Origin of the sequence: Microbacterium pumilum (assembly GCF_039530225.1) — a bacterium.
Taxonomy (GTDB): domain Bacteria; phylum Actinomycetota; class Actinomycetes; order Actinomycetales; family Microbacteriaceae; genus Microbacterium; species Microbacterium pumilum.
Map to the genome: position 1 here is coordinate 282894 of NZ_BAAAOH010000001.1, position 22338 is coordinate 305231.

The following is a 22338-nucleotide window of genomic DNA, read 5'->3' on the forward strand; positions in this document are numbered from 1 at the left end:
GAACCTGGGGATCTGCCGCGCCCGGGCTCGGCGCCGGGCACCAGGTGGTCTACTTGATGCACGGTTGTCCCCGGACCCCGGTTGACCGTCCTGCTGCCGCATTGGCCGCGGACCGATCTACCGATGGAACGAGGCTCTGATGAGCAGCACACCCGCACCCGTCCTGCTCGATAGTCGCGTCCGCACGACCACGCCTCGCGGCGAGAAGTCCAGCCCGACCACCGAGTATTCGGCGCTGCTGCGCACGGTCCGCGATCAGGGCCTCCTGAAGCGTCGGACCGGGTTCTACATCCTCATGTTCGCCGCGGTCTCGCTGGCCCTGGCCGGAGCGGTCGCGGGGTTCGTCCTGCTCGGGGACTCCTGGTACCAGCTCCTCATCGCCGGCGCGCTCGGCGTGATCCTGACCCAGTTCGCCTTCCTCGCCCACGAGGCGTCCCATCGCCAGGTGTTCGAGTCCGGCAAAGCGAACGACCGCGCAGCCCGCCTGGTCGCGAACCTCATCGTGGGCATCAGCTATTCGTGGTGGATGACCAAGCACAGCCGGCACCACGCCAACCCGAACGTGCTCGGCAAGGATCCCGACATCGAGCGAGACGTGATCTCGTTCACCGAGGAGGATGCCGCACGCGCGACCGGTCTCTACGGCTGGTTCACCCGCCGCCAGGGTTACCTGTTCTTCCCGATCCTCATGTTCGAGGGCCTCAATCTGCACGTCCGCGGACTCCGCACCGTCTTCGGGCGCGGCAGGGTCGACAAGCGCTGGGTCGAGATGGGGATGCTGGTGCCCCGGCTCGTGATCTATGTCGCGCTGATCTTCGTGCTTCTGCCCCCGGGTCTGGCATTCGCGTTCCTAGGCGTCCAGCTCGCCGTCTTCGGGGTCTACATGGGAGCCTCGTTCGCGCCGAACCACAAGGGCATGCCGCTCCTCCCGCGCGACTCGAAGGTGGACTTCCTCCGCCGCCAGGTGCTCACGTCGCGCAACATCCGCGGCGGCCGGCTGGTCGACGTCTTCATGGGCGGGCTCAACTACCAGATCGAGCACCACCTGTTCCCGAACATGCCGCGACCGAACCTCAAGCACGCGCAGAAGCTCGCGCGGGCGTACTGCGCGGATCACTCGATCGACTACACCGAGACATCCCTCATGCAGTCCTACGGGATCGTCATCCGCTACCTCAACCGCGTGGGACTCTCCGCCGGCGGCGACCCGTTCGACTGCCCCGCGGCATCCGCGTACGGACGCTAGAGCCGACCGACGGTCTCGATGTCTTCCCAGAACTCCGCGGCGACCTCGGCGGACACCGTGGTGCGCGTGGCTGAGATCGCACCCACGTAGTCCTCCAGGAACGGACCCTCGGGGCTCTCGGCTCCGGAGTAGACCGCGTTCTCGAGCGCGGCCTGCGAGGCCTTCCGCGCGGCGTATTCGATGTCGGCCGGCGAGAAGCCTTCGGTCATCGACACGAGGGTCTGCACGTCGATGTCGACGGCTGCGGCGGGGATGTACCGCTCCCAGATCGCGCTTCGCGCCTCCTCGTCGGGCAGGCCGATCGGGATGACGTAGTCGAACCGGCCATGGCGGAGGAACGCGGCATCCAGTGCCCGAATGAAGTTCGTCGCGCAGATCAGCAGCCGACCCGGCTGCTCGCGGAACGCCGGGATGATCTTCAGCAGCTCGTTGGTCACGCCCTGGGTGGGCGACGGCGGCTCACCCTGCCGGTGCGATGCGATCTCTTCGACTTCGTCGATGAAAACCACCGCGTGCTCGAGCTCCGAGATGGCGGTGAACGTCTGCCGCAGGGCGCCCGCGAGGCCATCGGGACTCGCCGCGAGCCGGGAAGGGAAGACCTCGACGAACGACCACTCGAGCCGGGACGCGATCGCCTTGGCGAACGTCGTCTTGCCCGTCCCGGGCGGTCCGAACAGCACGATGGCGCGCGGCGGCACGACGCCGAAGCGGTCGGCGAGCTCGGACTGTGCGAGCGGCATGACGACACGTCGCTCGAGGAGGGCCTTCTCGGCGTTCATACCGCCGACGGCATCCCAGAGGCCTCGGGGAAGCACGCGGCCGCCCAGTTCGGCCAGGATCTTCAGCTCTTCACGCTGCACCGGGATGTGCCGCTCGAAGTAGTGCAGGTCCTGCTTGAGGACGAATCCCTGATGGAGGAATGCTCCGACCCGCGTCTCCTCGGCGGGCATGAGCGCCGACAGCTTCGAGATGCCCTGCGGCGCCATGCGTGCTTCGAGCGCCGCCAGCAGCGACGAGCCGATCCCCTGACCGCGCAGATCGGACGCGGTCGCGAGGAATACGACCCACCCCTGTGCGTGGGCCGTCCGTCCGATCGCGGCGCCGACGACGTGCTCGCCCACGACCGCGACCACCGCGTGGTCCTTCGCGCACGAGGCCAGCACCTCGGCGAGGTTGTAGACCGGCTCGGCGTCGGCCGTGTTGACCTGCTCCCAGAGGCGGAGGATGCCGTCGACATCCTCCGAGTGGTAGTCCCGTATGCGCCAGCCGGTCATCACGCCTCCCGGGCCCAGCCTATGAGGTCGCGGAGTCGCCCAAGCCGAATGCTCCGAACGCGACTATCTCACCCGCGGCCTCCAGCTGAGGCTGCTCGGTCTCCGACGGCGACGGCGTCGACGACGGTTGCGGATTCTGGAGCTAGGCGACCGCCCCCTCGAAGGTGGCGATGGTGGCGGCATCCACTGTGCCCGTCGGCTCGACGCCCAGGCGGTCTGGAACTCCTGTACCGCCGCGGTCAACTCGGGCGTCCAGACCCTGCGGGGCCTCGACCGCTGCGACGGTCGCCGGCCCATGCACCCCGTCGACGCAGCGGTGTAGCAGCCCGCGTCAGTTCGCGACGTTGAATCCACCGGTCCACGCGAGCTTCTCGCCGATCGCGAGCGTGAGCTGCAGGAACCCGAGTGCTTCGAGCTCGTGGGCGCGCGCGAGCGCCCCTGCATCGATGGCGGCAAGCCCACCGGCCGTGACGGCGTCGGCGAGGGTGCGCTTTGCGTCCGCGTCATCGCCAGCGATCAAGACCGTCGCGGGAAGTCCGCCGACCTGTTTGCTCGCGAGGGTCGCGACCAAGTTCGTGTTGAACGCCTTCAGCACCTTGCTTTCCGGAAGCTTCGCCTGGATCTGCGCAGCTGCGGAGCTTCCGTCCGGCACAACCAGCGAGTCGAGGGTCGAGAAGTCGAGCGGGTTGCTGATGTCCACGACCGTCTTGCCGGCCAGCTGATCATGGTATGCGGCGACGACGTCATCGATTGCGGGGTAAGGGACGGCGAGGATGACGACATCCCCGACGATCGGAGCGCTGCCGACGTCTGCGTGCGCGACGTGGGTCACACCGTTCCCGCCTGCCGCGAAGAGGGCGCCGATCGCGTCTCCCATCTTGCCGGTGCCAATGATCGTGAAGTTCGTCATGACGTGCTCCTGTTCGTTTGTCGTCGTCCGGTGGTGGACGCGCGATACTGAGATAAACTAAGTGTCTAGGAACTATATTCCTAAGAATCTAATTCCTTCGACTGTAACGAATGGATGGACTCGAGTGGACTTCTTCGACACGTTGGTGCGGTTCGAGACCGCGCTCTGGAATACCGTCGAGCGCGAACTCGTCGACGATCGGCAGGTGGGCCTTGGCACGCTCACCGCCCTGCGCGTCCTGCATCGGCATGACGGGCGCGGTCGAGTACAGGACCTCAGCCGTGAACTTTCCCTCACCATCGGGGCGGCGAGCAAACTCGCCGACCGTCTCGAGAGAGATGGCCTCGCCCTCCGTCGCCCTCACCCCACCGACCGCCGCTCCTCGTTGGTGTCGCTCACCGAATCGGGCGAAACCGCACGAACGGCAGGCGAGGGAGTGCTCGCGCACGCTCTGGACGAGGTCCTCGGAACTGACGAAGACGTCGCGGTCGCGGCATCCGCCCTCAAGCGGCTGCAGGCACGACTGGACGCACGATCGTGACCGCCGAAAACCACGACCTCGCCGGGATCCCCGACGGTGCCGTGCTGCGATCCGTCACCGCAGGGCTCAGCAGCTTCGACCATCGCCGGGCGGTGCGGGTCTCACTCACCGACAAGGTCTCGCACGACGGCGTCGCGGGCGTCGACTATGTCGACCAGCCCACATTCGTCCAGATACCGACGACCTTCACATCCGGGCACATCAGTGTCGATATCGCGAGCCGGCTTCGTCCCGATGCGCCGGAAGAGGCCCGCGGGTTCGTCGGCATCGCCTATCGGATCGGGCGGGGTCAGAAGCCCTCGTTCGAAGCGGTCTACCTTCGCCCCGCCAATGGATGGCATACGGCTCCGACTGACGGACCGCGAAAGCTCCGCGCCATCCAGTACTTCGCCTACCCTGACTGGCCGTACAACAGACTTCGCGACGAACGCCCTGACGGTGGGTACGAAGCTGCCGCCGACATCCGGCTCGACACCTGGATCCGGCTAGGCATCACCGTCCACGCCAGGAGTCTCTCGGCCGACGTCGACGGAACGACCGTGCTCGAGGTGCCACATACCTTGGTCGAACCCACCGCTGGAGCGGTGGGACTCTTCGTCGACATCGGAACCGACGCGCACTTCTCGAACCTGACGATCAGCCACGCGGACTGACGGGATGCCGGGTGCACCGGCATCCCGCATCGCCTGATCTACAGCGTCGCCGCCACCGGGTCCCAGCTCTCGGGGAGCGGTTCCGGCTTCGGGACGGATGAGGTGACATCCACCGGCTGGCCGGCTTCCGCGGCATCCGACACCGCGATGAGCACATCGAGCACATGGGCCGCGAGCGCACCCGTGGCCCGCTCGGCTGTGCCACCGCGGATCGCCCGGGCCAGATCGAGCACGCCCGAACCGCGACCGAAAGTCGATCCCACCGCCGGGAGGGTCGTGGGCTCGTCCTGCCCGAACGTCCACAGCATCGAGTCGCCGTCGAACATGTTCGGGTCGGGGAGCACGAGCGTCCCCTCGGTGCCGCTGATCTCGACGAAACCGTTGCGGGGCATCGCATTCTGGAAGCTGAACGTCGACTGCGATGACTGGCCGCCCTCGAAGCTGATCAGTGCGGCGTGGTGCGTGGGCACCTCGACCGCGAACTCGGCGCCCGCGCGCGGGCCGCTGCCGATCGTGCGCACCTCGCGAGACTTCGACGACACGGCGCTGACCCGGCTGGCCGCCCCGAACGCGTGGACCAGCGTCGTGACGTAATACGGGCCGATGTCGAACAGCGGCCCGGCACCCACGGCGAACAGGAACTCCGGGTTCGGGTGCCAGGACTCCGGGCCGGGCACGTGGAAGAGCGTCGTCGCCGTGAGCGGTTCGCCGATGTCGCCGCGGGCGATGGCGCGCATCGCAGTCTGAATGCCGGCGCCGAGGACGGTGTCAGGTGCGCACGCCACGCGCACACCGGCGGCATCCGCCGCGGCGAGCAGCGCGGCGGAGGACTCGTGGTCGAGGGCGAGAGGCTTCTCGCTCCACACGTGCTTTCCGGCCGCGACGATCTGGTGGCCGATCTCGGTGTGCAGGACCGGGATCGTCAGGTTCACGACGATCTCGATCTCGTCGACCGCGAGCAGCTCCTCGGTGCTGCCGTACCCGGGCACGCCGTACTTCTCAGCCTGCGCGCGGGCACGGTCGGCGTCGATGTCGGCGACGAACAGCACCTTCAGGTCGGCGAACTGGGTCATGTTCTCGAGGTAGGTGCCACTGATGACGCCCGCCCCGATGACGCCAACCCCAACCGGGCCGCTCACTTGTCGTTCTCCGCGAGCCAGGCGAACGACTCGGCGATCCCGTCGAAGACGTCCTTCGCGTAGTCGTCGAACTCGACTACGCGCAGCGCGTGGGGCGCGGCGGCCAGGACGGCCTTCACATCGACGTCGCCCTGACCGGCGGGCGTCTGGTTCTTGAACGCCTTGGCGAGCTCCTCAGGCACCACGAGGGCGCTCTCGCTGCTCGGCAGCGCCGTGGCGATGTCGCCCGCCACCTTGCCGTCCTTGATGTGCAGGAATTGGACGCGATCGCCGAGCGAGCGGAGCAGGGCTGGGGTGTCCGCGCCTCCGACCGTGGACCAGAACGTGTCGATCTCGAGCACCACATCGGGTGAGAGACGCTCCAGGAACAGCTCGTAGACCGGGCGGCCGTCGACCTTGTTCGAGAACTCCCAGTTGTGGTTGTGGTACCCGAAACCCAGTCCGGATGCCGCGGCCAGCACCTGCAGCTCATTCACGCGGTCGGCGATCCAGTAGGCATCGTCGGCGGTCAGCCACCGGTCGGCCGGAATGAACGGGTCGATGACCGTTCCGATCCCGAGCTGCGCCGCGGCGTCGAACGCGCGAGCGGGATCATCCGAATCGATCACCGGCGCGTGCCCCGACGGCGCGGTGAGCCCGTTCGCCGCGAACGCGCGGGCGAACTCCTCCGCCCGCTCCACGAAGGCGTACGGCTCGACCTTGGTGAAGCCGATCTCGGCGACCCGGGCGACCGCACCCTGCAGATCTTCCGAGATCGCATCCCGGACGGTGTACAGCTGAACTGACGGTGACGACATGTTCTTCTCTTTCGTTTCGAAGCGTTCGATGGGCTGGCCCGAACTCACTTGACCGAACTCACTTGACCGCGCCGGCGGCAAGTCCCTGGACGATGTGCCGCTGCACCAGCAGGAATGCCAGCAGCACGGGGATGGAGATGACGACGGATGCCGACATAGCCTCATTCCATCGCACATCGACGTTCGTCGTGAAGGCCTGCATCCCGATTGAGAGCGTTCGCGTGTCCGCTGTTGTGAGAACCGAGGCGAAAAGCACCTCTCCCCACGCGTTCATGAAGGCGAAGACGCCGACGGCGACGATTCCCGGTCGGGCGATCGGAAGGATGATGCGGATGAAGGCGCCGAAGCGTGTCAAACCGTCGATCATCCCGGCCTCTTCGAGCTCCTCGGGCATGGCGGCGAAGAAGCCCATGAGCATCCAGATCGCGAACGGAAGCGCGAACGTCGTGTAGGTGATGATCATGCCGCCGTAGTTGCCGATCAGCTGCACTCCGAACACCCGCTGGATCTGCACGAAGATCAGGTAGAGCGGCAGCAGGAACAGGATGCCGGGGAACATCTGCGTCGACAGGACGATGAGGCTGAATGCCCGCTGCCCCTTCCAGCGCAGCCGCGTGAGGGCGAATGCGGCGAGGATGCCGAACGTGAGGGCCAGCGCCGTCGCCGACACGGAGATGACGACGCTGTTCACGAAGTAGTTCGCGAGCGGCACGGTCTCCCACATCGTGATGTACGGAGCGATGGTGAAGTTCTCGGGCCACCAGGTCCACTGACCCGAGACGTCCTTCAGCGGTTTGAACGACGAGATCAGGATGACGTACAGCGGCACGGCTACGAAGATGATGAGCCCGCCGAGGACGGCAACGCGGCTTACCTTGAATGAAAGTGATTCACGCACGAGAACTCTTCTCCTTCGGCATGACGAGGCGAACGTAGATGGCGGTCACGATGACCAGGAATACGAGCAGCAGAGTGCTCACCGCCGAACCGAGTCCGAAGTTCCAGGTGCCGAACGAGAACTGGTAGATCAGCGGAGAGATCAGCTGCGCCTCCTTCGGCGATGAGACCCCGAACAGGACGAATGGCACGTTGAACTGGTTGAAGGTCGCGAGGAACATCAGCAGCAGCAGTACGACATTCGAGGCGCGGATCATGGGCAGTGTCACTCCCCAGAAGGTGCGCCAGCGGCCGGCTCCGTCGATCGACGCGGCCTCGTGCACCTCGTGCGGGACGGTCTGCAGCGCGGCCAGCTGCAGCAGGAATGCGAACGGCCAGATGCCCCAGACCGACACGATGACCAGCACGAAGAACGACAGCGGACCCACGAGCCAGAACGGACCCTCCTGGAGGAGGTGAAGCTGGTCGACGAGAACGGTGTTGATCAGGCCGTCCTGCTGGTTGAACATGAAGGCCCACGCGATGATGCCGACGAAGGCGGGCACGGCGTAGGGCACCAGGAAGAACATCCGGATGACCGCCTGGCCACGGAAACGAGAGGTCAGGAAGTAGGCCGCCGCGGTGCCGAGTGACCATGAGAATCCGATCACGAGGACCGTGTAGATGATCGTCCGCAGCAGTGTCTCGAAGAACTCCGCGCCGATCGCGCCGGCCGGGTTGAGACCGTTGATGTAGTTGGCGAAGCCGACGAAGGGCGCCGCGAGCCAGTTGCGGATCGAGATCTGGTTCAGCTGTACGAAGCTGACGTAGACGCCCAGGGACATCGGGATGATGTGGATCAGGAGCTCGGCAATGGCTGCCGGCAGGATCAGGAGGTACGGAAGGAAGTTCCGTTTCGGCTTGCGTTGGGGGAAGAAGTCCTCCGGATCCTCGAGGGGGTTCAGCGGAGGCTGCACGGTCAATGTGGCCATTTCGACACCATCCAGTTCGGGGCCGGGGCGGCGCTGTCGTCGCCGCCCCGGCGGGTCGGATTGTTACTGCGAGGCTTCGAGCTGGCTGTTCGCCTCGTCGAGTGCGGCCTGGATGTCCGCCCGGCTCACCGTGCCCTGCGTGGCAGCCTGAGCGGCGAGACCCTTCAGTGCATCACCGATGAGGGTCTCCGCCTGCCCGGTGAGCAGGTTGTCGGGGAAGCCTGCGGCGGTGTTCGCGAGGATCTCGGTGTTGACCTTGAAGACCGGGTTGCTGGTGACCTCCGGGTCCGCGGCCGCGGCGGAGTTGGTCGGAATGATCCCGTTGATGTTCTTGGCCATGTCGAGCTGAGTGTCCTCGTTGACGAGGAACTTCATGAACTCCAGCGCCTGCTCCGGGTGATCCGTCTCGGCGAAGACCGCCATGTCGACGCCCGCGATGTGGGTGGTGACGGCCTCGCCCGGAAGCGGATCGTTCAGCACGATCTGTGCGGCTCCGTAGTCGGTGAACCCGGCGTCATCGAAGGAGATGTTGCTGCCAGAACCGAAGAGGATCGCGATCTCGCCGTTGATGAACTGCTGCTGCACATCGCTCATCTGCTGGAGCTCAGCGCTCGCCGGGTTCAGCACCTTCTCGGTTGTCATGAGCTGCAGGAACTGATCCGCCGCGTCCACCATCCCCTCGCCGTTGAGCGTGGGGTTGCCGTCCTCATCGAAGAAGGCTGTGCCGTTCTGCTCTCCGAAGGCGAACATGGTGTGCGACCACTCCTGCGCAAATCCTGCGGGATAGCCGAAGCCCCATTGGTCGATCTCGCCGTCGCCGTCCGTGTCGATGGTGAGCTTCTTGGCGTCTTCGACGAATTCCGGCCAAGTGGTCGGGGGGTCGGTGATGCCCGCCGCCTCGAACATCTTGGTGTTGTAGAACATCGTGGTCACGCCGGCGACCCAGGGGATCATCGACGTGCCGCCCTCGTTCTGTCCGCCGGCGGCGTCCCACGCAGTCTGGGTGAACTGCTCCGGGCCGCCGATCGCCTCGAGGTTCGCGTCGTCGAACTGCAGGAATCCGCCAGAGGGGGTCAAGGTGCTCACCCAGGTGGTACCCGAGGCCAGCACGTCGGGGCCTTCGCCGCTGCTGATCGCGCCGAGGATCTTGTTGTAGTAGTCGGACCACGCGTTCACCTGGGTCTCGACCTTGATCCCCGTCTCCTCGGTGAACTTGTCTGTCAGCGTCTTGTAGTAGGCCTCGTCCTGCGCGATCGTCGGCATCAGGTTGGGCGCCCACCACTGGAGGGTGACGTCCTCGTCCGATCCGCCTCCGCCGCCGCTGCAGCCGGCCAGCACTGTCGTGCCGGCGACGCCGATGGCGAGAAGCGCCACGAGCCGTGATTTGGTGTTCATTGCTGTCTCCTTTGAGAGTATTCCGTGATTCAGGTACGTGATCGAAGTGTTGATTGCGTGGGGTCCCACGAATCGGGCAGCACCGGAGTGGATGCGAAGGAGCTCTGAATTGCGACGGTCTGGCCGCTGTTCGACGACTCCTCGATGGCGCACATCACGTCGAGTACGTGAAGTGCCCGTTCCCCGCTGACGACCAGGGGCTCGTTGCCCCTGATGTGCCTGGCGAAGTTTGCGATGCCCGGCCCGATAGCGGGCGTGGTCTCGGAGTGCCCCAGGTCTTCCCATGAGTCCGAGCGAGCGGGCAGGAACAAGGCCGTGGTGTCGGCACCGTTCGGATCAGGTGTGCGCAGTGTGCCGTTGACACCGAAGACCTCGAGCCGGCCACCACGGTGCGATGCCGAGTCGAAGGTCAGCAGCATCTGGGCGGCGATCCCCGTCGCGAACTGCAGATTGGCCACGGTCAGCGAGGGAACCTCGACGGGGAACTGAGTTCCCTCATCCGGACCGCTCCCGATCGTCCGCGACTCCGACTTCTTCGTCCCGATCGCCGAGACCGACTCGATGACTCCGAGGGCGGCGACGAGGGCGGTGAGGTAATACGGCCCGATGTCGAAGAGCGGCCCGCCCCCCTGCGCATACAGGAACTGCGGACGCGGGTGCCAGCTCTCGGGTCCCGCAAGCACGGCCTCGCATCGCGCGAAGACGGCAGCCCCGATGAGACCGTCGGCGAGCAGGCGGAGGGCGTTCCGGAATGACCGTCCCATCGTGATGTCGGGTGCTGCTCCGACCGTCAGCGACTGCGCTGCGGCAGCCGCGAGGATCGCCTCGCCCTGCGACTTCGTCATGGCGAGAGGCTTCTCGTTGTAGAGGTGCTTTCCTGCCGCCAGAACGGCGGTCGAGACCTCGAAATGAGACCCGGGGGGCGTGAGGTTCACGATCGCCTCGACACCACTCGACGCGAGAAGCGCTTCAACGGATGACGCCCGGATCCCGAGCTGGGTGGCTCGCGCTTCTGCGCGATCGGGATGGCGATCGGCGATCGCACAGACCTCGACATCGGGGTAGGCGCTCATGCTGCTCATGTACAGGTCGACGACGGAGCCGGCACCGATGATGCCGAGCCGCAGTGGGCCCGCGCTCACCGCACACCTCGCTCATCGAGCCACGCACGACTGGTGGTGACCGCTCTGCCGACATCATCGCTCGATCCCGTGAACTGGTCGAGCGACAGGACGAGCAGTGTGTCTTCGGGCAGGACGGCGACCAGATGGTCGAGGTCGAGTTCACCCTCACCCAGCGCTCGCTGGTCGGTGTTGGCGCCCTTGAGAGGTCCGTCCTTGATGTGGACCGCGTTCAGACGACCCTCCAGTCGCGTCAGCACCGACAGCGGTTCCACCCTGGCTACCGCGGCCCAGTTCATGTCGTACTCGATCTGGACGTCATCGGTGAGCAGGGCGACAAGGCGGTCGATCGACGACTCTCCGTCCACCAGATGGCGCAGCTCGTAGTCGTGATGGTGGAAGCCGACCTCGATGGCGTAGTCCTCAGCCACTTGGGCTGCCGAGTTGAGCATCTCGGCGGTGGCCTCGATCGCGGCGCGGGTGCCCCAATGCGATTCATCGAAGTGCGGGTGGAAGACAGTGCGAACCCCGAGCGCCGCCGCGTTCGCCAATGTCAGCTCGATCGTTTCGTCATCGAGGAAGCCGTGCGCAGTCGGCACCGAGAGTTCGTTGGCCTCGACCGCCGGACGCAGGAGGTCGAATGTGCGATCGATGGCGAACGGCTCGACGTTCCGGAAGCCGGCTTCGGCGACCTTCTCGATCGCGCGGTCCCAGCCGTGCTCATCGATCGAGAGCCGCAAGCTCCAGAGCTGAATCGAGGACTGCATCGCCACTCCATCTGTGATCCGCGGCCGTTGCCGGGTGGTCTGAAGCTATGTCGACGACTGCGGCTCTTCAACGCACGAATTTCGTCGTTTCACTGCAGAAGATCGCCGCGCCTCTCGCGCAGCGGACGGCCATCCGAAACACTGGCCAATACGTCCGATCCGGGCCGTATTCGGGCATTGCGACTGCTGCTTCGCCCGGTGACACTCGATTCACGCAGGCGCGGAAGACGCAGCAGGGAAGGCCACGCAATGAACTCGATCACCTTCGGCTTCGATGGGCGGGTGGCGCTGGTCACCGGTGCAGGGAGCGGGATCGGACGAGCGATCGCGCTGGAGCTCGCGCGGTCGGGCGCCGCGGTCGGCTGCGTGGATCTCGCCGCCGGCGAGATCGGCGCGACCTCATCGATGATCGCGGCCGGCGGTGGCCGCGCGCTCGCCGTCGTCGCGGACGTCACTGATCCGGGCCAGCTCGACCAGGCGGTCGCCTCCATCGAGCGCGAGCTCGGTCCCCTGACGCTCGCCGCGAATGCCGCGGGAATCGCCAATGCGGCTCCCGCCGAGGACATGCCACACGCGCAATGGCAGAAGGTGATCGACGTGGACCTGACGGGCGTCTTCCTCTCGTCGCAAGCCGAGGCCCGCGCCATGATCCGCAACGGCGGGGGCGCCATCGTCAACATCGCCTCGATGTCCGCGACCATCGCCAACCGTGGGCTCCACCAGGCGCACTACAACGCGGCGAAGGCGGGCGTCGTGCAGCTGGGCCGCAGTCTCGCGTGGGAGTGGGCGCCCCACGGCATCCGGGTCAACAGCCTCAGCCCCGGCTATACATATACGCCCCTCACGGAGCGGCCCGAGCAGGCGAGCGCGATGGCGGGGTACGCCGCCGACACCCCGCTCGGACGCAACGCCCAGCCCGAAGACATCGCACCGCCCGTCGCCTTCCTGCTGAGTGAAGCGGCCGGCTACATCACCGGAGTAGACCTGTTGGTGGACGGCGGCCACGTCATCTGGTGACGGACCGGGCCGACCTCGCCCACATCCGCCCGTAGACGCGATAACAAGGAGAACCATGCGCGCGCTCGTCTTCAGCTCGGAAGGGACCCTGTCGCTCGAGGAGCGTCCGACGCCCGTGCCCGGATACAAGGAGGTCCTCGTCGAGACCGCCGCGGTCGGGATCTGCGGCACCGACGTCCACGTGCTCGACGGCGAGTTCGAGGGTACGGAATTCCCGCTCGTGCCCGGTCACGAAGCCACCGGCACGATTCGCGCTGTCGGCGATGGCGTCAACGAGGGAGTGTTCGATTTCCACGTCGGCGATCGAGTCGCAATCAACCCCAGCAAGACCTGCGGCGAGTGCGAATTCTGCGTCAACGGGCACCAGAACCTGTGCCGTTTCTGGGACGGCCTCGGGGTCGTGTCGTCCGACGGAGCGGCCCAGCAGCTCTTCGTCGCCCCGGCGGGCAATGTGTACAAGCTGAAGCCCGAGACCGACCTCTTCGAGGCGGCCCTCATCGAACCGCTCGCCTGCGCCATCCGCGGGTGGGACATCCTGCCCCGTCGACTGGGTGACCACGTGCTCGTCTACGGATCGGGAACCATGGGCCTACTGATGGCGCAGCTCGGACGGCGGGCGGGTGCGGCCACGGTGACGATCGTCGATCTCAACGAGGACCGCCTTCAGACCGCGGCTGAGTGCGGAATCGATCTGCGCTACACCACGCCGGACGATGCGGCCCGAGACAAGTGGGATGTCGTCATCGACTGCACGGGCAACATCCGCGCGATCGAAGATGCGCTCACCCGGGTGAAGCCGGCGGGATACTTCCAGGACTTCGGGGTGGCCCCCTCGGATCGCACGGCGCAGTTCTCGCCGTTCCGGGTCTACCGCGACGAACTGACCATCGTCGGAAGCATGGCCGTGCACAACTCGTTCGGTCGTGCCGTCGAACTCTTCGAGGCCGGCGCCATCAACGCGCGCGCCATGATCAGCCACTCGTTCACGCTGGACGACTATGCCGATGCGCTGGCGATGTTCCGCGCGGGGCACGGGCGAAAGCTTCAGGTCCGGCCGAACGACACCGAGTCCCGGGTTCTGATCGGATGATCCCTCACCCGGGCCAGATCACTCGTCGAGACCGGCGACCGGGTAGCTGATGTAGGCGAACCGCTGACTCTCGGGAGCCCAGCTGTTCACGTTCACGGTGCCCTGGCCGCCGTGCAGTCGCTCCACTGTTCGAGGCTGCAACCACCTGCCATCGGTGACGAGCTTGACCTCGACCCACTTGTTCTCGGGATGCCCCTCGGTACCCGGCGGGAAGGCGATGTACACCGCGCTCCTGCCGTCTGGTGCGATGTGCGGGAACCAGTTGACCTGCCCGTCGAACGTCAGCTGCTCGACGTCGGCGCCGTCGGCCTTCATCCGTGCGATCTGTGCGTGACCGGGCGTCGTCTCGAATGCTTCGGTGTTGAAGTAGATGAACTCGCCGTCGGGCGAGTACTCCGAGCCATCGGCGGGCCGCGAGTCGAAGGTCAGCTGGACGTCCTGGCCGCCCGTCGCCGGGACGGTGTAGACGTTCCCGCTCGCCCAGACATCGTCGCCGCCGGCGTCCAACCCGATGTAGGCGAGCGTTCGGCCGTCGGGGCTCACCCCATGCAAGAAGTGGAGGCGTGCCGGATCATTGTCGCTCGTGATCCGGCGGACGGGGCCGCCCTGCAGACTCGCTTCATAGATGTGCCAGTCATTCGCCGACACGAAGATGTGTTCGCCGTCGGGCGCGAGCACATGATCGTTGTTCAGCGGAGGCACGCCCTCGAGGGGAATCAGCTGCAGCTCGCCTCCCGGTTCGGGGGTGATCGACCACAGCAGTCCGTCGCCGTTCACGATCAGCCGCGTGCCATCGAGGGTCCAATTGGGTGCTTCGATGAGGATTCGGTCGGTCTCGAAGACGACGGTCGGCTCACGGCCGTCGGCATAGCCGATGTGGATGCGGCTGACCTGCCCGGGCAGCAGCTTGCGTGTGTAGTCCATTCGTCTCCCTCAGCGTGTTTCGGCCGCGATCACAGTTCGCGAATGCGGATGTTGCGCCACCGACATGCCGACGTCGGCGCCCACCGCTTCTCGCCGACCAGCGGGTCGTTGTCGTGCACTTCGAGCGCGATGTGACCGCGGGTCCCCAGCAGCTCGAGAGCCGCATCCGCATCGTAGTGGGGATACTCGAGGGTCGCAGCGTCCAGCGTGGCCACCGGCACCCCGTTGACCCACGTCGAGATGCGGGGCTTGGCTCCCGTCATCCGCACGCGGAGCTCGTTCCAGTCATCCCACTTCCATGCCGCCAGAAACTCTGCGGCGGAACCCGCCTCGACCAGGAGGTCGCGCTTGTCCTCGGTGAAGGGCTCGACGCTGGTCGCCGGATCATCCTCGATCAGGCCGATCGGTTCGCCCGAGTCGTCTCTCTCGACGTTGAGCGCGAAGGGAACCGCGTGGAACGGTGCGATGCCGTGGCCGAAGAAGCCACCGATCGACCCCGACTCGCGGTGGTCGACCAGCACCTGGTACCCGGCCCAGCTGTCACTGCTGCGGCGCAGCATCACACCCGTGTCGGCCGGCCAGTCGGGTCTCATCTCGAGGATCAGCTCGAAGTCTCCGTAGGTCTGATCCGTGACCAGGTAGCCTCCGAATCCCCGCTTGCGCGGGTCCTGGCGTCCTTCGATCGCACCGTCGACGACCGCCCAGACCGCTTCGAACTCGACCGCATCGTCGAAGTATCCGTCAGCGAGAGGCAGCACCTCGCCCACTTCGGGACCGCCCGGCCAGAGAGTGCCATACGTCCGCGGAGCAGTGTGCCACCCGGCCAGGCTCTCGCCGTCGAAGAGCGACACGAGGCCCTCGTCGAGCCGCCCAGCATCCATCGATCTCCCTCTCGCTTCGTTCCGCCGAGTGTACGAATCGCTCGGCCCGGGCCAATAGGCCGGATTTGCGCCGCGTGAACGCCCAATTGCGACGTTTTACACGCTCCGCGCGCGGGCGACAATCGCTGACACGTCGCTCGGCGGACACGCCCGGTCGAGCTCAGGGCGCGACTCGGAGGCAGAGATGGATCTCGAACAGGTGGGTACGGCGAATGCGCGGACAGTTGAGCGCTTCTACCAGAGCGAGCGAGATCGCGACCTCTCGCTCTGGGTCACCTTCTGGCATCCGGATGGCCGGCAGACCTTTCCGACGCTCGGCCCGCACGCGACCGTAGCCGGCATCGCGAACCTGGAGGCGATCACGAGGGAGAAGTTCGAGGTGCGGCCGCCCTACGGCATCGACGCCGTCGTCGATCCGCTCGCGGACCCCCTCAAGGTCCTCGCGCGACTCGCCCTCGACTTCCCGGAGCAGCCGCCGATCCACCTGTGGTGCCTCTTCCATTTCGACACCGAAGGTCTCGTCGTCGAGGTCGAGGAGATCTTCGACCGTGGCACAGCCGGCTGATCGAGCGTCGATATCGATCCGTTGCCCATCCGGGGCTTGCGTGTGAAGGGCAGTGCGTGGCACACTTTTAGCACGTGCTAATTAGCTCGTGCTAAGACCTGAACGACGGAGTTCCGATGTTGCCGCACCTTCGACTCGAAGTACCCCCGCTGTCCGCGCGCGTGAGTCCCGCGACGATCGCCTCGACGCTCGCCCGTCTCATCGCCAGCGGAAGCGCGACAACCAAGGCGGATCTCGTCCGCACCACCGGTCTCGCACGCACGACCGTCGACACCGGGCTGCGCGCCCTGTTCGAACTGGGTGCCGTCAGACTGCAGGGCTTCAGAGCGTCGATCGGTCGCGGCCGGCCCGCCGAAGTCATCGAGATCGACCCGAGCTTCGGCGTGATCGTCGTGCTGGACTTCACCGCTCACAACGTCCGCATCTCGATCGCCGACCTGGGCCAGCAGATCCACGCGCAGAGTGACGTGCCGGTGAGCTTCTGCGACGGACCGGCCGCGGTGCTCGATGGGATCCTGGCCCAGACCGATCAGATGCTCGAGGCCGCGGGACTCGAAGAGCGCTACCGCATGACTGTGGTGGGGATGCCTGGGCCCGTCGCCTCGCGAGAAGGCAGCGTCGTGCGACCGCCCATCATGCCGGGCTGGGACGGGTTCCCGATCGCCGAGCGCGTGAGAGAGGTACTGGGCGGCGGCGTTCTGCTCGTCAACGATGTCAATCTTCGAGCGCTCGGCGAAGCCCGCGCCATCGCGGCCGCCGGCTCGATGATCTACGTCAAGGTCGGCACCGGGATCGGCGCGGGAATCATCGACGCTGATGGCCGCCTGGTCAACGGCGCGGACGGAGCCGCCGGTGACATCGGGCACATCCGCAAGCAGGGGTCGACCGAGATCTGCGGATGCGGCAGCGAAGGATGTCTCGAGGCCGCGGCATCCGTGACCGCGCTCGTTGCGCGCGCGAAGCCGTTCGTGGGCGACGGACCCGACGCGACAGCCCGGTTCCTGATGCTTCTTCATGACCGCGACCCGCGCTGCGTCGAACTCGTCGGCGAGAGCGCCGCCGGAATCGGCGAGGTGCTGTCGATGCTGGTCCATGTGGTGAATCCGGCTCGCATCGTGGTCGGCGGTGCACTCGACGAAGTCAGTGACGACCTCTTGGCGGGCATCCGCCAGGTGGTCTATTCGCGAGCACTCCCCCTCGCCACGAGGAATCTGACCATCTCGCATGCGGCCCTCGGCCGCGAGGCGGGTACCGCCGGCGGCCTGGTGCTGGGTATCGAGCACGCCTTCGACGCAGATCGGCTTGACGAGCTGCTCGAGCGTCGCGCACGCGCACTCCGACTCGCATCCCACCACCCGACGGCGATCCGCGACGTCCGTCCGATCATGGCGCAGCGCGACCTCGTCGCAAGTCGATAGGACCCGATCAGGCGGCGGAGCGCACCGGCCCCGTCGAACTGCGCTCGATGAGACGCGCAGGAGTCAGGATGAGCACTCGTGGGCTGGAGGGATCAGCCATCCGGTGCAGGACGGCATCCAGCGCCGCATCGGCAGTCGCATCCAGATCCTGCCGCACGGACGTGAACCGGTGGTACGACAGCCGTGCGACATAGCTGTCGTCCCAGCCCACGACCGAGACATCGCCCGGGATGGCGACTCCTTCGGCTGTGAACACCGCGACCAGCCCAGCGGCGGATTGATCGCCACCGCAGATCACAGCGGTGGGCAGCGCCGGGCGCGCCAGAAACCCCCGCGCGGCGGCGGCGCCGTCCTCTTCGCCCCACCCGGCACCCACCACATCGATCCCATCGGCGAGTCCGCTCAGGCGCATCGCCAGCCGGTACCCCTCGGCGCGCGCTTCGCCCGCCGAGCCCTCACCGCGCACGTGGGCGATGTGCTCATGACCGAGTGAGCGCAGGTGCGCGACCGCCACCCTCATCCCTTCGTCATCGTCGATGTGGACGTTGTCGTGGGGTTCCGGTGCCGGACCGCCGAGCCACACCGTCGGAACCGTCGCACCGATCCGCTCGACGTAGGCGTTCCACTCCGGGGGTCCGAATCCGACCACCGCTTCAACGCGCTGCTCCATGAGCTCATCGATGACCTGCTCCACGGTGCGACCTGCGGTCACCGGACCCAGCACCACCCCGAAGTCGCGGCCCGCCGCCCTCGCGAAGAGCTGCTCCACGAGCTGCGATTCGAACGGGTTCCGCATCGCGTACACGGCGCCGATCAGCCGGGTGCGCTTCTGACGCAGCAGCCGAGCGGATGCGTTCGCGCGATAACCCAGCTGGGCCGCAGCTGCGAGTATCCTCTCCCGGGCGGCCGGACTCGGACCCGGGACGTCTCGCAGCACGAGCGAGACCAACTGGCGTGAGACGCCGACGTGATCGGCGACATCTTGCATCGTTGGATGCTTCAGGGTCTGGGGAGCGTCCACTCGGTGATTTTGTCACGCCGATGCAGCGGTGACCCGATCCGATTTGCGCCCGATCCGGGCCGAAGTGGAGCGATGAAGGCCACCCCGGGCGGTGTCAGGCTGGGAGCGACGAGAGAAGCGGGGACCACGACGATGCCGAACCAGCAGCGCTACGGCGCCGGAATCTGGCACTTCGCGACGTACGTCGACAGGTATGCGACGGACGGCTACGGCGACCCCCGGTCGATCCTCGACGCCATCGATCTCGCCGGCCAGGTCCGCGATCTCTCCGTCGTCGACCTCAACTATCCGTTCTTCGGCGGGGAGTTCAGCAATGAGCAGGTCGGCGAGGCGCTCGAGCGCAACGGCTTGAGCGTGATCGGAATCACGCCTGAGATCTACACGCGCACATTCGCGAAGGGCTCCTTCACGAATCCGGATGCGGGTGTGCGCCGCCTCGCACACGAACTCATCACCGAAGCGGCCGGTGTCGTACGGCACTTCGGCGCAGACTATGTGAAGCTCTGGCCCGGTCAGGACGGCTGGGATTACCCATTTCAGGTCGATCACCACTCGCTGTGGAAGGCGTCGCTCGATGGAGTCGCGGAGCTGGCGTCCGACAACCCCGACCTCAAATTCGTGATCGAGTACAAGCCACGCGAGCCGCGCGTGCACATGAGCTTCGACTCGGTCTCGCGCACGCTGCTCGGCATCGAGAGGATCGGTCTTCCGAATGTGGGCATCCTGCTCGACTTCGGGCACTCGCTCTTCGGCGGAGAGTCTCCGGCGGATGCGGCGCAGCTCGCGATCGACTATGGGCGACTCTTCGGCATGGACGTCAACGACAATCTCCGCGGCTGGGACGACGACCTGGTCGCAGGCACGATCCACCCCATCGAGCTCTTCGAGTTCTTCTACACGCTCGACAAGAACGATTGGCACGGGGTCTGGCAGCTCGACCAGTTCCCCTTCCGCGAAGACAGCGTCGAGGCCGCGAATACGGCGATCGACTTCTTGAAGCTCATCCAGCGTGCGCTCGGAAAGCTGGATGTCGATGGCATCCGCGAAGCCCAGTCGAACCATGACGCACTTACGGCGCTCAAGCTGGCACAGAAGGCCCTGTTCAGTTCGTACTGAGAGAAGGAGTCGCACTCGAGGCTGCGGCCGCGAAGGGGTCCCGCGCGGGACGGGTGTCAGGCGCCCAGCAGGCCCAATTGCCGCAGCCAGGCATCCACATTCGGTCTCGCCTGCGACGCCACTTCGCCTTGCACCGCCAGTCCCTCGGTGACGGTGACACCAGGGAGAAGCTGCGCGTAGTCGGTGCGAACTCGGCCCATGCCGCTCACCGCGTACGTGGCGAACGGATGCACGGTCTTGCCGGCGAGGTCGACGTTCTCGACGAAAGTACGCATGATCATCGGAGTCTGCACGTTCCAGACCGGCGACCCCAACAGGACGATCGCGTAGTCCGACAGGTCAGGGAGAGGACTTGCGATCTCCGGACGCGCGTCGTCGTTCTCCTCCTGAACGTTTCGCTGCACGGTCTGCTCGTAGTCGTCCGGGTACGGGTCGGCCGCCTCGATACGGAACACGTCGACCGTGATGGCATCGGCGATCATCTCTGCCACGACCTGAGTGTTGCCAACCTCGAGGTCGATCCGGTCTCCGTAGTGGTAGTTCTCGCCCGGACGCGAGAAGTATGCCAGCATCACCCGGCTGCCGGGGCTCGGTGCGGGCGAGGAATCCGGTGCGGGGGTGCTGCTGGGCATGGTCTCTCTCGATGGGGTGGGTGTGCAGGCGACCGCGCCGAGGACTGTGGCAGTCAGCAGCAGGCCGGAGCGTACGAAGGCGCGGCGGTTGATCACGTCGTCCATCTGCACACGGTAAGCGGAGGCGGCTCCCTGAGGGAGGACCTGTCAGTACATGGAACACCAGCCCCTTCCTTGTCTTCTCGGACCGGAGTGGAATGGCAGTACGCAACGAAAGGAAGGTCTCATGCAGACCGTCACCCTCAACAACGGGATCGAAATGCCCATCCTCGGCTTCGGCGTCTATCAGGTCGGGCCCGAAGAGACCGAGGCTGCGGTCACCGCCGCCCTCGCCGCCGGCTACCGGTCGATCGACACCGCCGCCGCGTATCAGAACGAGGAAGCGGTCGGCGCCGCGATCGCCAAGTCCGGCATCCCGCGGGACGAGCTGTTCATCACCACCAAGCTCTGGGTGCAGGCCGCGCCCGCCGAGGAGAACACCGCGAAAGCCTTCGACGACTCGCTCCGCAAGCTCGGGCTCGACTACGTCGACCTGTACCTGATCCACCAGCCGTTCGGCGACTACTACGGCCAGTGGCGGGCCATGGAGAAGGTCAACCGCGACGGCCGTACCCGCGCGATCGGCGTGTCGAACTTCCCTGCCGACCGGATCATCGACCTCATCCTCAACAACGAGATCAAGCCCGCCGTCAACCAGATCGAGACGAATCCGTTCCACCAGCGCGTCGACTATCAGGACATCCTCACGACCGAGGGTGTGCAGATCGAGTCGTGGGGGCCGTTCGCAGAGGGCAAGAACGGGCTGTTCACGAACCAGCTGCTCGCCGGCATCGGCGAGAAGTACGGCAAGTCCATCGCGCAGGTGGTGCTCCGCTGGATGATCCAGCGAAACGTCGTCGTCATCCCCAAGTCGGTCAATCCCGACCGCATGGCGCAGAACCTCGACGTGTTCGACTTCGCGCTCACCGACGACGACATGGCCCAGATCGCCACCCTCGACGAAGGCAGTTCTCAGTTCTTCGACCACCGCGATCCCGACATGGTCCGCTGGCTCGCCGCGCGCAGGCTCGGCAGCTGAAATTGCGCGACCATTCAGCACGCACCACGACTCGGCAGGACGAACCGCTATGACGACATGGCTCATCACAGGATGCTCCACGGGACTCGGACGAGCCCTCGCCTCGGCGGTACTCGCCCACGGCGATAGCGCGGTCGTCACCGCGCGGGATGTGGCGAAGGTCCAGGACCTCGCCGACGCGTACCCGGACACCGCACTCGCGCTCCCCCTCGACGTCACCGACGCGGCAGAGATCGCAGTCGCTGTGGATGCCGGCACCGAACGGTTCGGCGCGATCGACGTGCTCGTCAACAACGCGGGCTACGGCTACCGCGCAGCCGTCGAGGAGGGCGACGAGGCGGAGGTGCGCGAACTGTTCGACACGCATTTCTTCGGGTCGGTCGCCACCGTCAAGGCTGTGCTTCCGCAGATGCGCGCCCGTCGTTCGGGCACGATCGTCAACCTGTCGTCCATCGGCGCTCGACTCACTCCTGCAGGCTCGGGCTACTACGCGGCCGTGAAGTCAGCGATCGAAGGACTGACAGGATCGCTGCGAAAGGAGCTCGAGCCACTCGGCATCACCGTGCTCGTGATCGAACCCGGTGGGTTCCGCACCGATTTCGCGGGACGCTCGCTCACCCAGACGGCAACCGTCATCCCGGACTACGCCGACACGGCCGGCCGCAGGCGGAAAGAGAACGACCCGACCCACGGCACGCAGCCGGGCGACCCCGAAAAGGCCGCGCAGGTCATCCTCCAGGTCGTCGAATCGGGTCGCGCACCGGAGGTGCTCGTGCTCGGCAAGGACGCGGTCAGTGCATACCGCAGCGCGTTGGAGGCGCATCTCACCTCGTTGGAAGAGTGGCGCGACCTCACGGAGAACACCACCTTCGACGGGCACTGACC

Annotated in this window: 23 protein-coding genes; 10 read left to right on the forward strand and 13 right to left on the reverse strand. The window is 66.2% G+C overall.

Features of this window, described 5'->3' with window-relative positions:
* The first annotated feature begins 139 nt into the window (after window positions 1-139).
* Window positions 140-1246, forward strand: coding sequence for a fatty acid desaturase family protein (locus tag ABD188_RS01305; protein WP_344057772.1), 1107 nt, complete (start codon window positions 140-142; stop codon window positions 1244-1246).
* Here ABD188_RS01305 and ABD188_RS01310 read toward each other — a convergent pair.
* Together ABD188_RS01310 and ABD188_RS01315 are read right to left on the reverse strand one after the other, a co-directional pair.
* Window positions 1243-2520, reverse strand: coding sequence for an ATP-binding protein (locus ABD188_RS01310; RefSeq protein WP_344057774.1), 1278 nt, complete (start codon window positions 2518-2520; stop codon window positions 1243-1245). The genes ABD188_RS01305 and ABD188_RS01310 overlap by 4 nt on opposite strands.
* A 331-nt stretch (window positions 2521-2851) precedes the next feature.
* Window positions 2852-3430 carry an NADPH-dependent F420 reductase gene (locus ABD188_RS01315; RefSeq protein WP_344057776.1) on the reverse strand — a complete coding sequence of 193 codons (579 nt, stop codon included), beginning with the start codon at window positions 3428-3430 and terminating at the stop codon, window positions 2852-2854.
* 124 nt (window positions 3431-3554) lie between these two features.
* Here ABD188_RS01315 and ABD188_RS01320 point away from each other — a divergent pair, with 124 nt between their 5' ends.
* Both ABD188_RS01320 and ABD188_RS01325 read left to right on the forward strand, forming a co-directional pair.
* On the forward strand, window positions 3555-3971 hold the full coding sequence (locus ABD188_RS01320) for a MarR family winged helix-turn-helix transcriptional regulator (protein ID WP_344057778.1): 417 nt from the start codon (window positions 3555-3557) through the stop codon (window positions 3969-3971).
* On the forward strand, window positions 3968-4624 hold the full coding sequence (locus ABD188_RS01325) for a hypothetical protein (RefSeq protein WP_344057779.1): 657 nt from the start codon (window positions 3968-3970) through the stop codon (window positions 4622-4624). Before ABD188_RS01320 ends, ABD188_RS01325 begins: the two co-directional genes overlap by 4 nt.
* A 38-nt stretch (window positions 4625-4662) precedes the next feature.
* Here the strand turns inward: ABD188_RS01325 and ABD188_RS01330 are convergent, their stop codons facing one another.
* From ABD188_RS01330 to ABD188_RS01360, 7 genes are all read right to left on the reverse strand, one after another.
* Window positions 4663-5763, reverse strand: coding sequence for a Gfo/Idh/MocA family protein (locus ABD188_RS01330; protein ID WP_344057780.1), 1101 nt, complete (start codon window positions 5761-5763; stop codon window positions 4663-4665).
* Window positions 5760-6560, reverse strand: coding sequence for a sugar phosphate isomerase/epimerase family protein (locus ABD188_RS01335; RefSeq protein ID WP_344057782.1), 801 nt, complete (start codon window positions 6558-6560; stop codon window positions 5760-5762). Before ABD188_RS01335 ends, ABD188_RS01330 begins: the two co-directional genes overlap by 4 nt.
* Window positions 6561-6618: 58 nt before the next feature.
* A complete protein-coding gene (locus ABD188_RS01340) occupies window positions 6619-7458 on the reverse strand; it encodes a carbohydrate ABC transporter permease (RefSeq protein WP_344057784.1) in 840 nt (279 codons plus the stop codon).
* Window positions 7451-8428 carry a carbohydrate ABC transporter permease gene (locus ABD188_RS01345; protein WP_344057786.1) on the reverse strand — a complete coding sequence of 326 codons (978 nt, stop codon included), beginning with the start codon at window positions 8426-8428 and terminating at the stop codon, window positions 7451-7453. The genes ABD188_RS01340 and ABD188_RS01345 overlap by 8 nt, the downstream gene beginning before the upstream one ends.
* Before the next feature lie 63 nt (window positions 8429-8491).
* Entirely contained in the window at window positions 8492-9823 is a 1332-nt protein-coding gene (locus ABD188_RS01350; RefSeq protein ID WP_344057789.1) for an extracellular solute-binding protein, read from the reverse strand.
* 29 nt (window positions 9824-9852) lie between these two features.
* Window positions 9853-10965, reverse strand: a complete 1113-nt coding sequence (locus tag ABD188_RS01355) for a Gfo/Idh/MocA family protein (protein ID WP_344057791.1) — start codon at window positions 10963-10965, stop codon at window positions 9853-9855.
* Window positions 10962-11711 carry a sugar phosphate isomerase/epimerase family protein gene (locus ABD188_RS01360; protein ID WP_344057793.1) on the reverse strand — a complete coding sequence of 250 codons (750 nt, stop codon included), beginning with the start codon at window positions 11709-11711 and terminating at the stop codon, window positions 10962-10964. The genes ABD188_RS01355 and ABD188_RS01360 overlap by 4 nt, the downstream gene beginning before the upstream one ends.
* A 249-nt stretch (window positions 11712-11960) precedes the next feature.
* On the opposite strand from ABD188_RS01360, the gene ABD188_RS01365 reads away from it, so the two are divergent.
* Both ABD188_RS01365 and ABD188_RS01370 read left to right on the forward strand, forming a co-directional pair.
* Window positions 11961-12728 carry an SDR family oxidoreductase gene (locus tag ABD188_RS01365; protein ID WP_344057795.1) on the forward strand — a complete coding sequence of 256 codons (768 nt, stop codon included), beginning with the start codon at window positions 11961-11963 and terminating at the stop codon, window positions 12726-12728.
* A gap of 55 nt (window positions 12729-12783) precedes the next feature.
* Window positions 12784-13818: a zinc-dependent alcohol dehydrogenase family protein gene (locus ABD188_RS01370; RefSeq protein ID WP_344057797.1), complete on the forward strand. Its 1035-nt coding sequence runs from the start codon at window positions 12784-12786 to the stop codon at window positions 13816-13818.
* Between the two features lie 18 nt (window positions 13819-13836).
* On the opposite strand, the gene ABD188_RS01375 is transcribed toward ABD188_RS01370, so the two are convergent.
* Both ABD188_RS01375 and ABD188_RS01380 read right to left on the reverse strand, forming a co-directional pair.
* On the reverse strand, window positions 13837-14742 hold the full coding sequence (locus ABD188_RS01375) for a TolB family protein (protein WP_344057799.1): 906 nt from the start codon (window positions 14740-14742) through the stop codon (window positions 13837-13839).
* A 29-nt stretch (window positions 14743-14771) separates the two neighbouring features.
* The gene (locus ABD188_RS01380) at window positions 14772-15623 is read right to left on the reverse strand and encodes a 3-keto-disaccharide hydrolase (protein WP_344057801.1); all 852 of its coding nucleotides are present in this window, start codon (window positions 15621-15623) and stop codon (window positions 14772-14774) included.
* A gap of 184 nt (window positions 15624-15807) precedes the next feature.
* On the opposite strand from ABD188_RS01380, the gene ABD188_RS01385 reads away from it, so the two are divergent.
* Both ABD188_RS01385 and ABD188_RS01390 read left to right on the forward strand, forming a co-directional pair.
* Entirely contained in the window at window positions 15808-16188 is a 381-nt protein-coding gene (locus ABD188_RS01385) for a nuclear transport factor 2 family protein (protein WP_344057803.1), read from the forward strand.
* 116 nt (window positions 16189-16304) lie between these two features.
* Complete coding sequence (locus ABD188_RS01390; RefSeq protein ID WP_344057805.1) at window positions 16305-17606, forward strand: ROK family protein; 1302 nt, start codon at window positions 16305-16307, stop codon at window positions 17604-17606.
* 7 nt (window positions 17607-17613) lie between these two features.
* On the opposite strand, the gene ABD188_RS01395 is transcribed toward ABD188_RS01390, so the two are convergent.
* On the reverse strand, window positions 17614-18594 hold the full coding sequence (locus tag ABD188_RS01395) for a LacI family DNA-binding transcriptional regulator (RefSeq protein WP_344057807.1): 981 nt from the start codon (window positions 18592-18594) through the stop codon (window positions 17614-17616).
* Between the two features lie 105 nt (window positions 18595-18699).
* Between ABD188_RS01395 and ABD188_RS01400 the strand changes: the two genes are divergently transcribed.
* Window positions 18700-19743, forward strand: coding sequence for a sugar phosphate isomerase/epimerase family protein (locus tag ABD188_RS01400; RefSeq protein WP_344057809.1), 1044 nt, complete (start codon window positions 18700-18702; stop codon window positions 19741-19743).
* Between the two features lie 56 nt (window positions 19744-19799).
* Here ABD188_RS01400 and ABD188_RS01405 read toward each other — a convergent pair whose 3' ends face one another.
* Window positions 19800-20480 carry a flavodoxin gene (locus tag ABD188_RS01405; protein ID WP_344057811.1) on the reverse strand — a complete coding sequence of 227 codons (681 nt, stop codon included), beginning with the start codon at window positions 20478-20480 and terminating at the stop codon, window positions 19800-19802.
* Window positions 20481-20601: 121 nt separating this feature from the next.
* Between ABD188_RS01405 and ABD188_RS01410 the strand changes: the two genes are divergently transcribed.
* Both ABD188_RS01410 and ABD188_RS01415 read left to right on the forward strand, forming a co-directional pair.
* On the forward strand, window positions 20602-21453 hold the full coding sequence (locus ABD188_RS01410) for an aldo/keto reductase (RefSeq protein ID WP_344057813.1): 852 nt from the start codon (window positions 20602-20604) through the stop codon (window positions 21451-21453).
* A gap of 49 nt (window positions 21454-21502) precedes the next feature.
* Window positions 21503-22336 (forward strand): oxidoreductase, encoded by an 834-nt coding sequence (locus tag ABD188_RS01415; RefSeq protein ID WP_344057815.1) that lies wholly within the window; start codon window positions 21503-21505, stop codon window positions 22334-22336.
* The last annotated feature ends 2 nt before the right edge of the window (window positions 22337-22338 follow it).

Excerpts from the sequence above, each read along its gene's own strand:
- ABD188_RS01305 (WP_344057772.1), top strand. The coding sequence starts at position 140 with ATGAGCAGCACACCCGCACCCGTCCTGCTCGATAGTCGCGTCCGCACG.
- ABD188_RS01310 (WP_344057774.1), bottom strand. The coding sequence starts at position 2,520 with ATGACCGGCTGGCGCATACGGGACTACCACTCGGAGGATGTCGACGGC.
- ABD188_RS01315 (WP_344057776.1), bottom strand. The coding sequence starts at position 3,430 with ATGACGAACTTCACGATCATTGGCACCGGCAAGATGGGAGACGCGATC.
- ABD188_RS01335 (WP_344057782.1), bottom strand. The coding sequence starts at position 6,560 with ATGTCGTCACCGTCAGTTCAGCTGTACACCGTCCGGGATGCGATCTCG.
- ABD188_RS01345 (WP_344057786.1), bottom strand. The coding sequence starts at position 8,428 with ATGGCCACATTGACCGTGCAGCCTCCGCTGAACCCCCTCGAGGATCCG.
- ABD188_RS01350 (WP_344057789.1), bottom strand. The coding sequence starts at position 9,823 with ATGAACACCAAATCACGGCTCGTGGCGCTTCTCGCCATCGGCGTCGCC.
- ABD188_RS01360 (WP_344057793.1), bottom strand. The coding sequence starts at position 11,711 with ATGCAGTCCTCGATTCAGCTCTGGAGCTTGCGGCTCTCGATCGATGAG.
- ABD188_RS01365 (WP_344057795.1), top strand. The coding sequence starts at position 11,961 with ATGAACTCGATCACCTTCGGCTTCGATGGGCGGGTGGCGCTGGTCACC.
- ABD188_RS01370 (WP_344057797.1), top strand. The coding sequence starts at position 12,784 with ATGCGCGCGCTCGTCTTCAGCTCGGAAGGGACCCTGTCGCTCGAGGAG.
- ABD188_RS01375 (WP_344057799.1), bottom strand. The coding sequence starts at position 14,742 with ATGGACTACACACGCAAGCTGCTGCCCGGGCAGGTCAGCCGCATCCAC.
- ABD188_RS01380 (WP_344057801.1), bottom strand. The coding sequence starts at position 15,623 with ATGGATGCTGGGCGGCTCGACGAGGGCCTCGTGTCGCTCTTCGACGGC.
- ABD188_RS01385 (WP_344057803.1), top strand. The coding sequence starts at position 15,808 with ATGGATCTCGAACAGGTGGGTACGGCGAATGCGCGGACAGTTGAGCGC.
- ABD188_RS01390 (WP_344057805.1), top strand. The coding sequence starts at position 16,305 with ATGTTGCCGCACCTTCGACTCGAAGTACCCCCGCTGTCCGCGCGCGTG.
- ABD188_RS01395 (WP_344057807.1), bottom strand. The coding sequence starts at position 18,594 with ATGCAAGATGTCGCCGATCACGTCGGCGTCTCACGCCAGTTGGTCTCG.
- ABD188_RS01400 (WP_344057809.1), top strand. The coding sequence starts at position 18,700 with ATGAAGGCCACCCCGGGCGGTGTCAGGCTGGGAGCGACGAGAGAAGCG.
- ABD188_RS01405 (WP_344057811.1), bottom strand. The coding sequence starts at position 20,480 with ATGGACGACGTGATCAACCGCCGCGCCTTCGTACGCTCCGGCCTGCTG.
- ABD188_RS01410 (WP_344057813.1), top strand. The coding sequence starts at position 20,602 with ATGCAGACCGTCACCCTCAACAACGGGATCGAAATGCCCATCCTCGGC.
- ABD188_RS01415 (WP_344057815.1), top strand. The coding sequence starts at position 21,503 with ATGACGACATGGCTCATCACAGGATGCTCCACGGGACTCGGACGAGCC.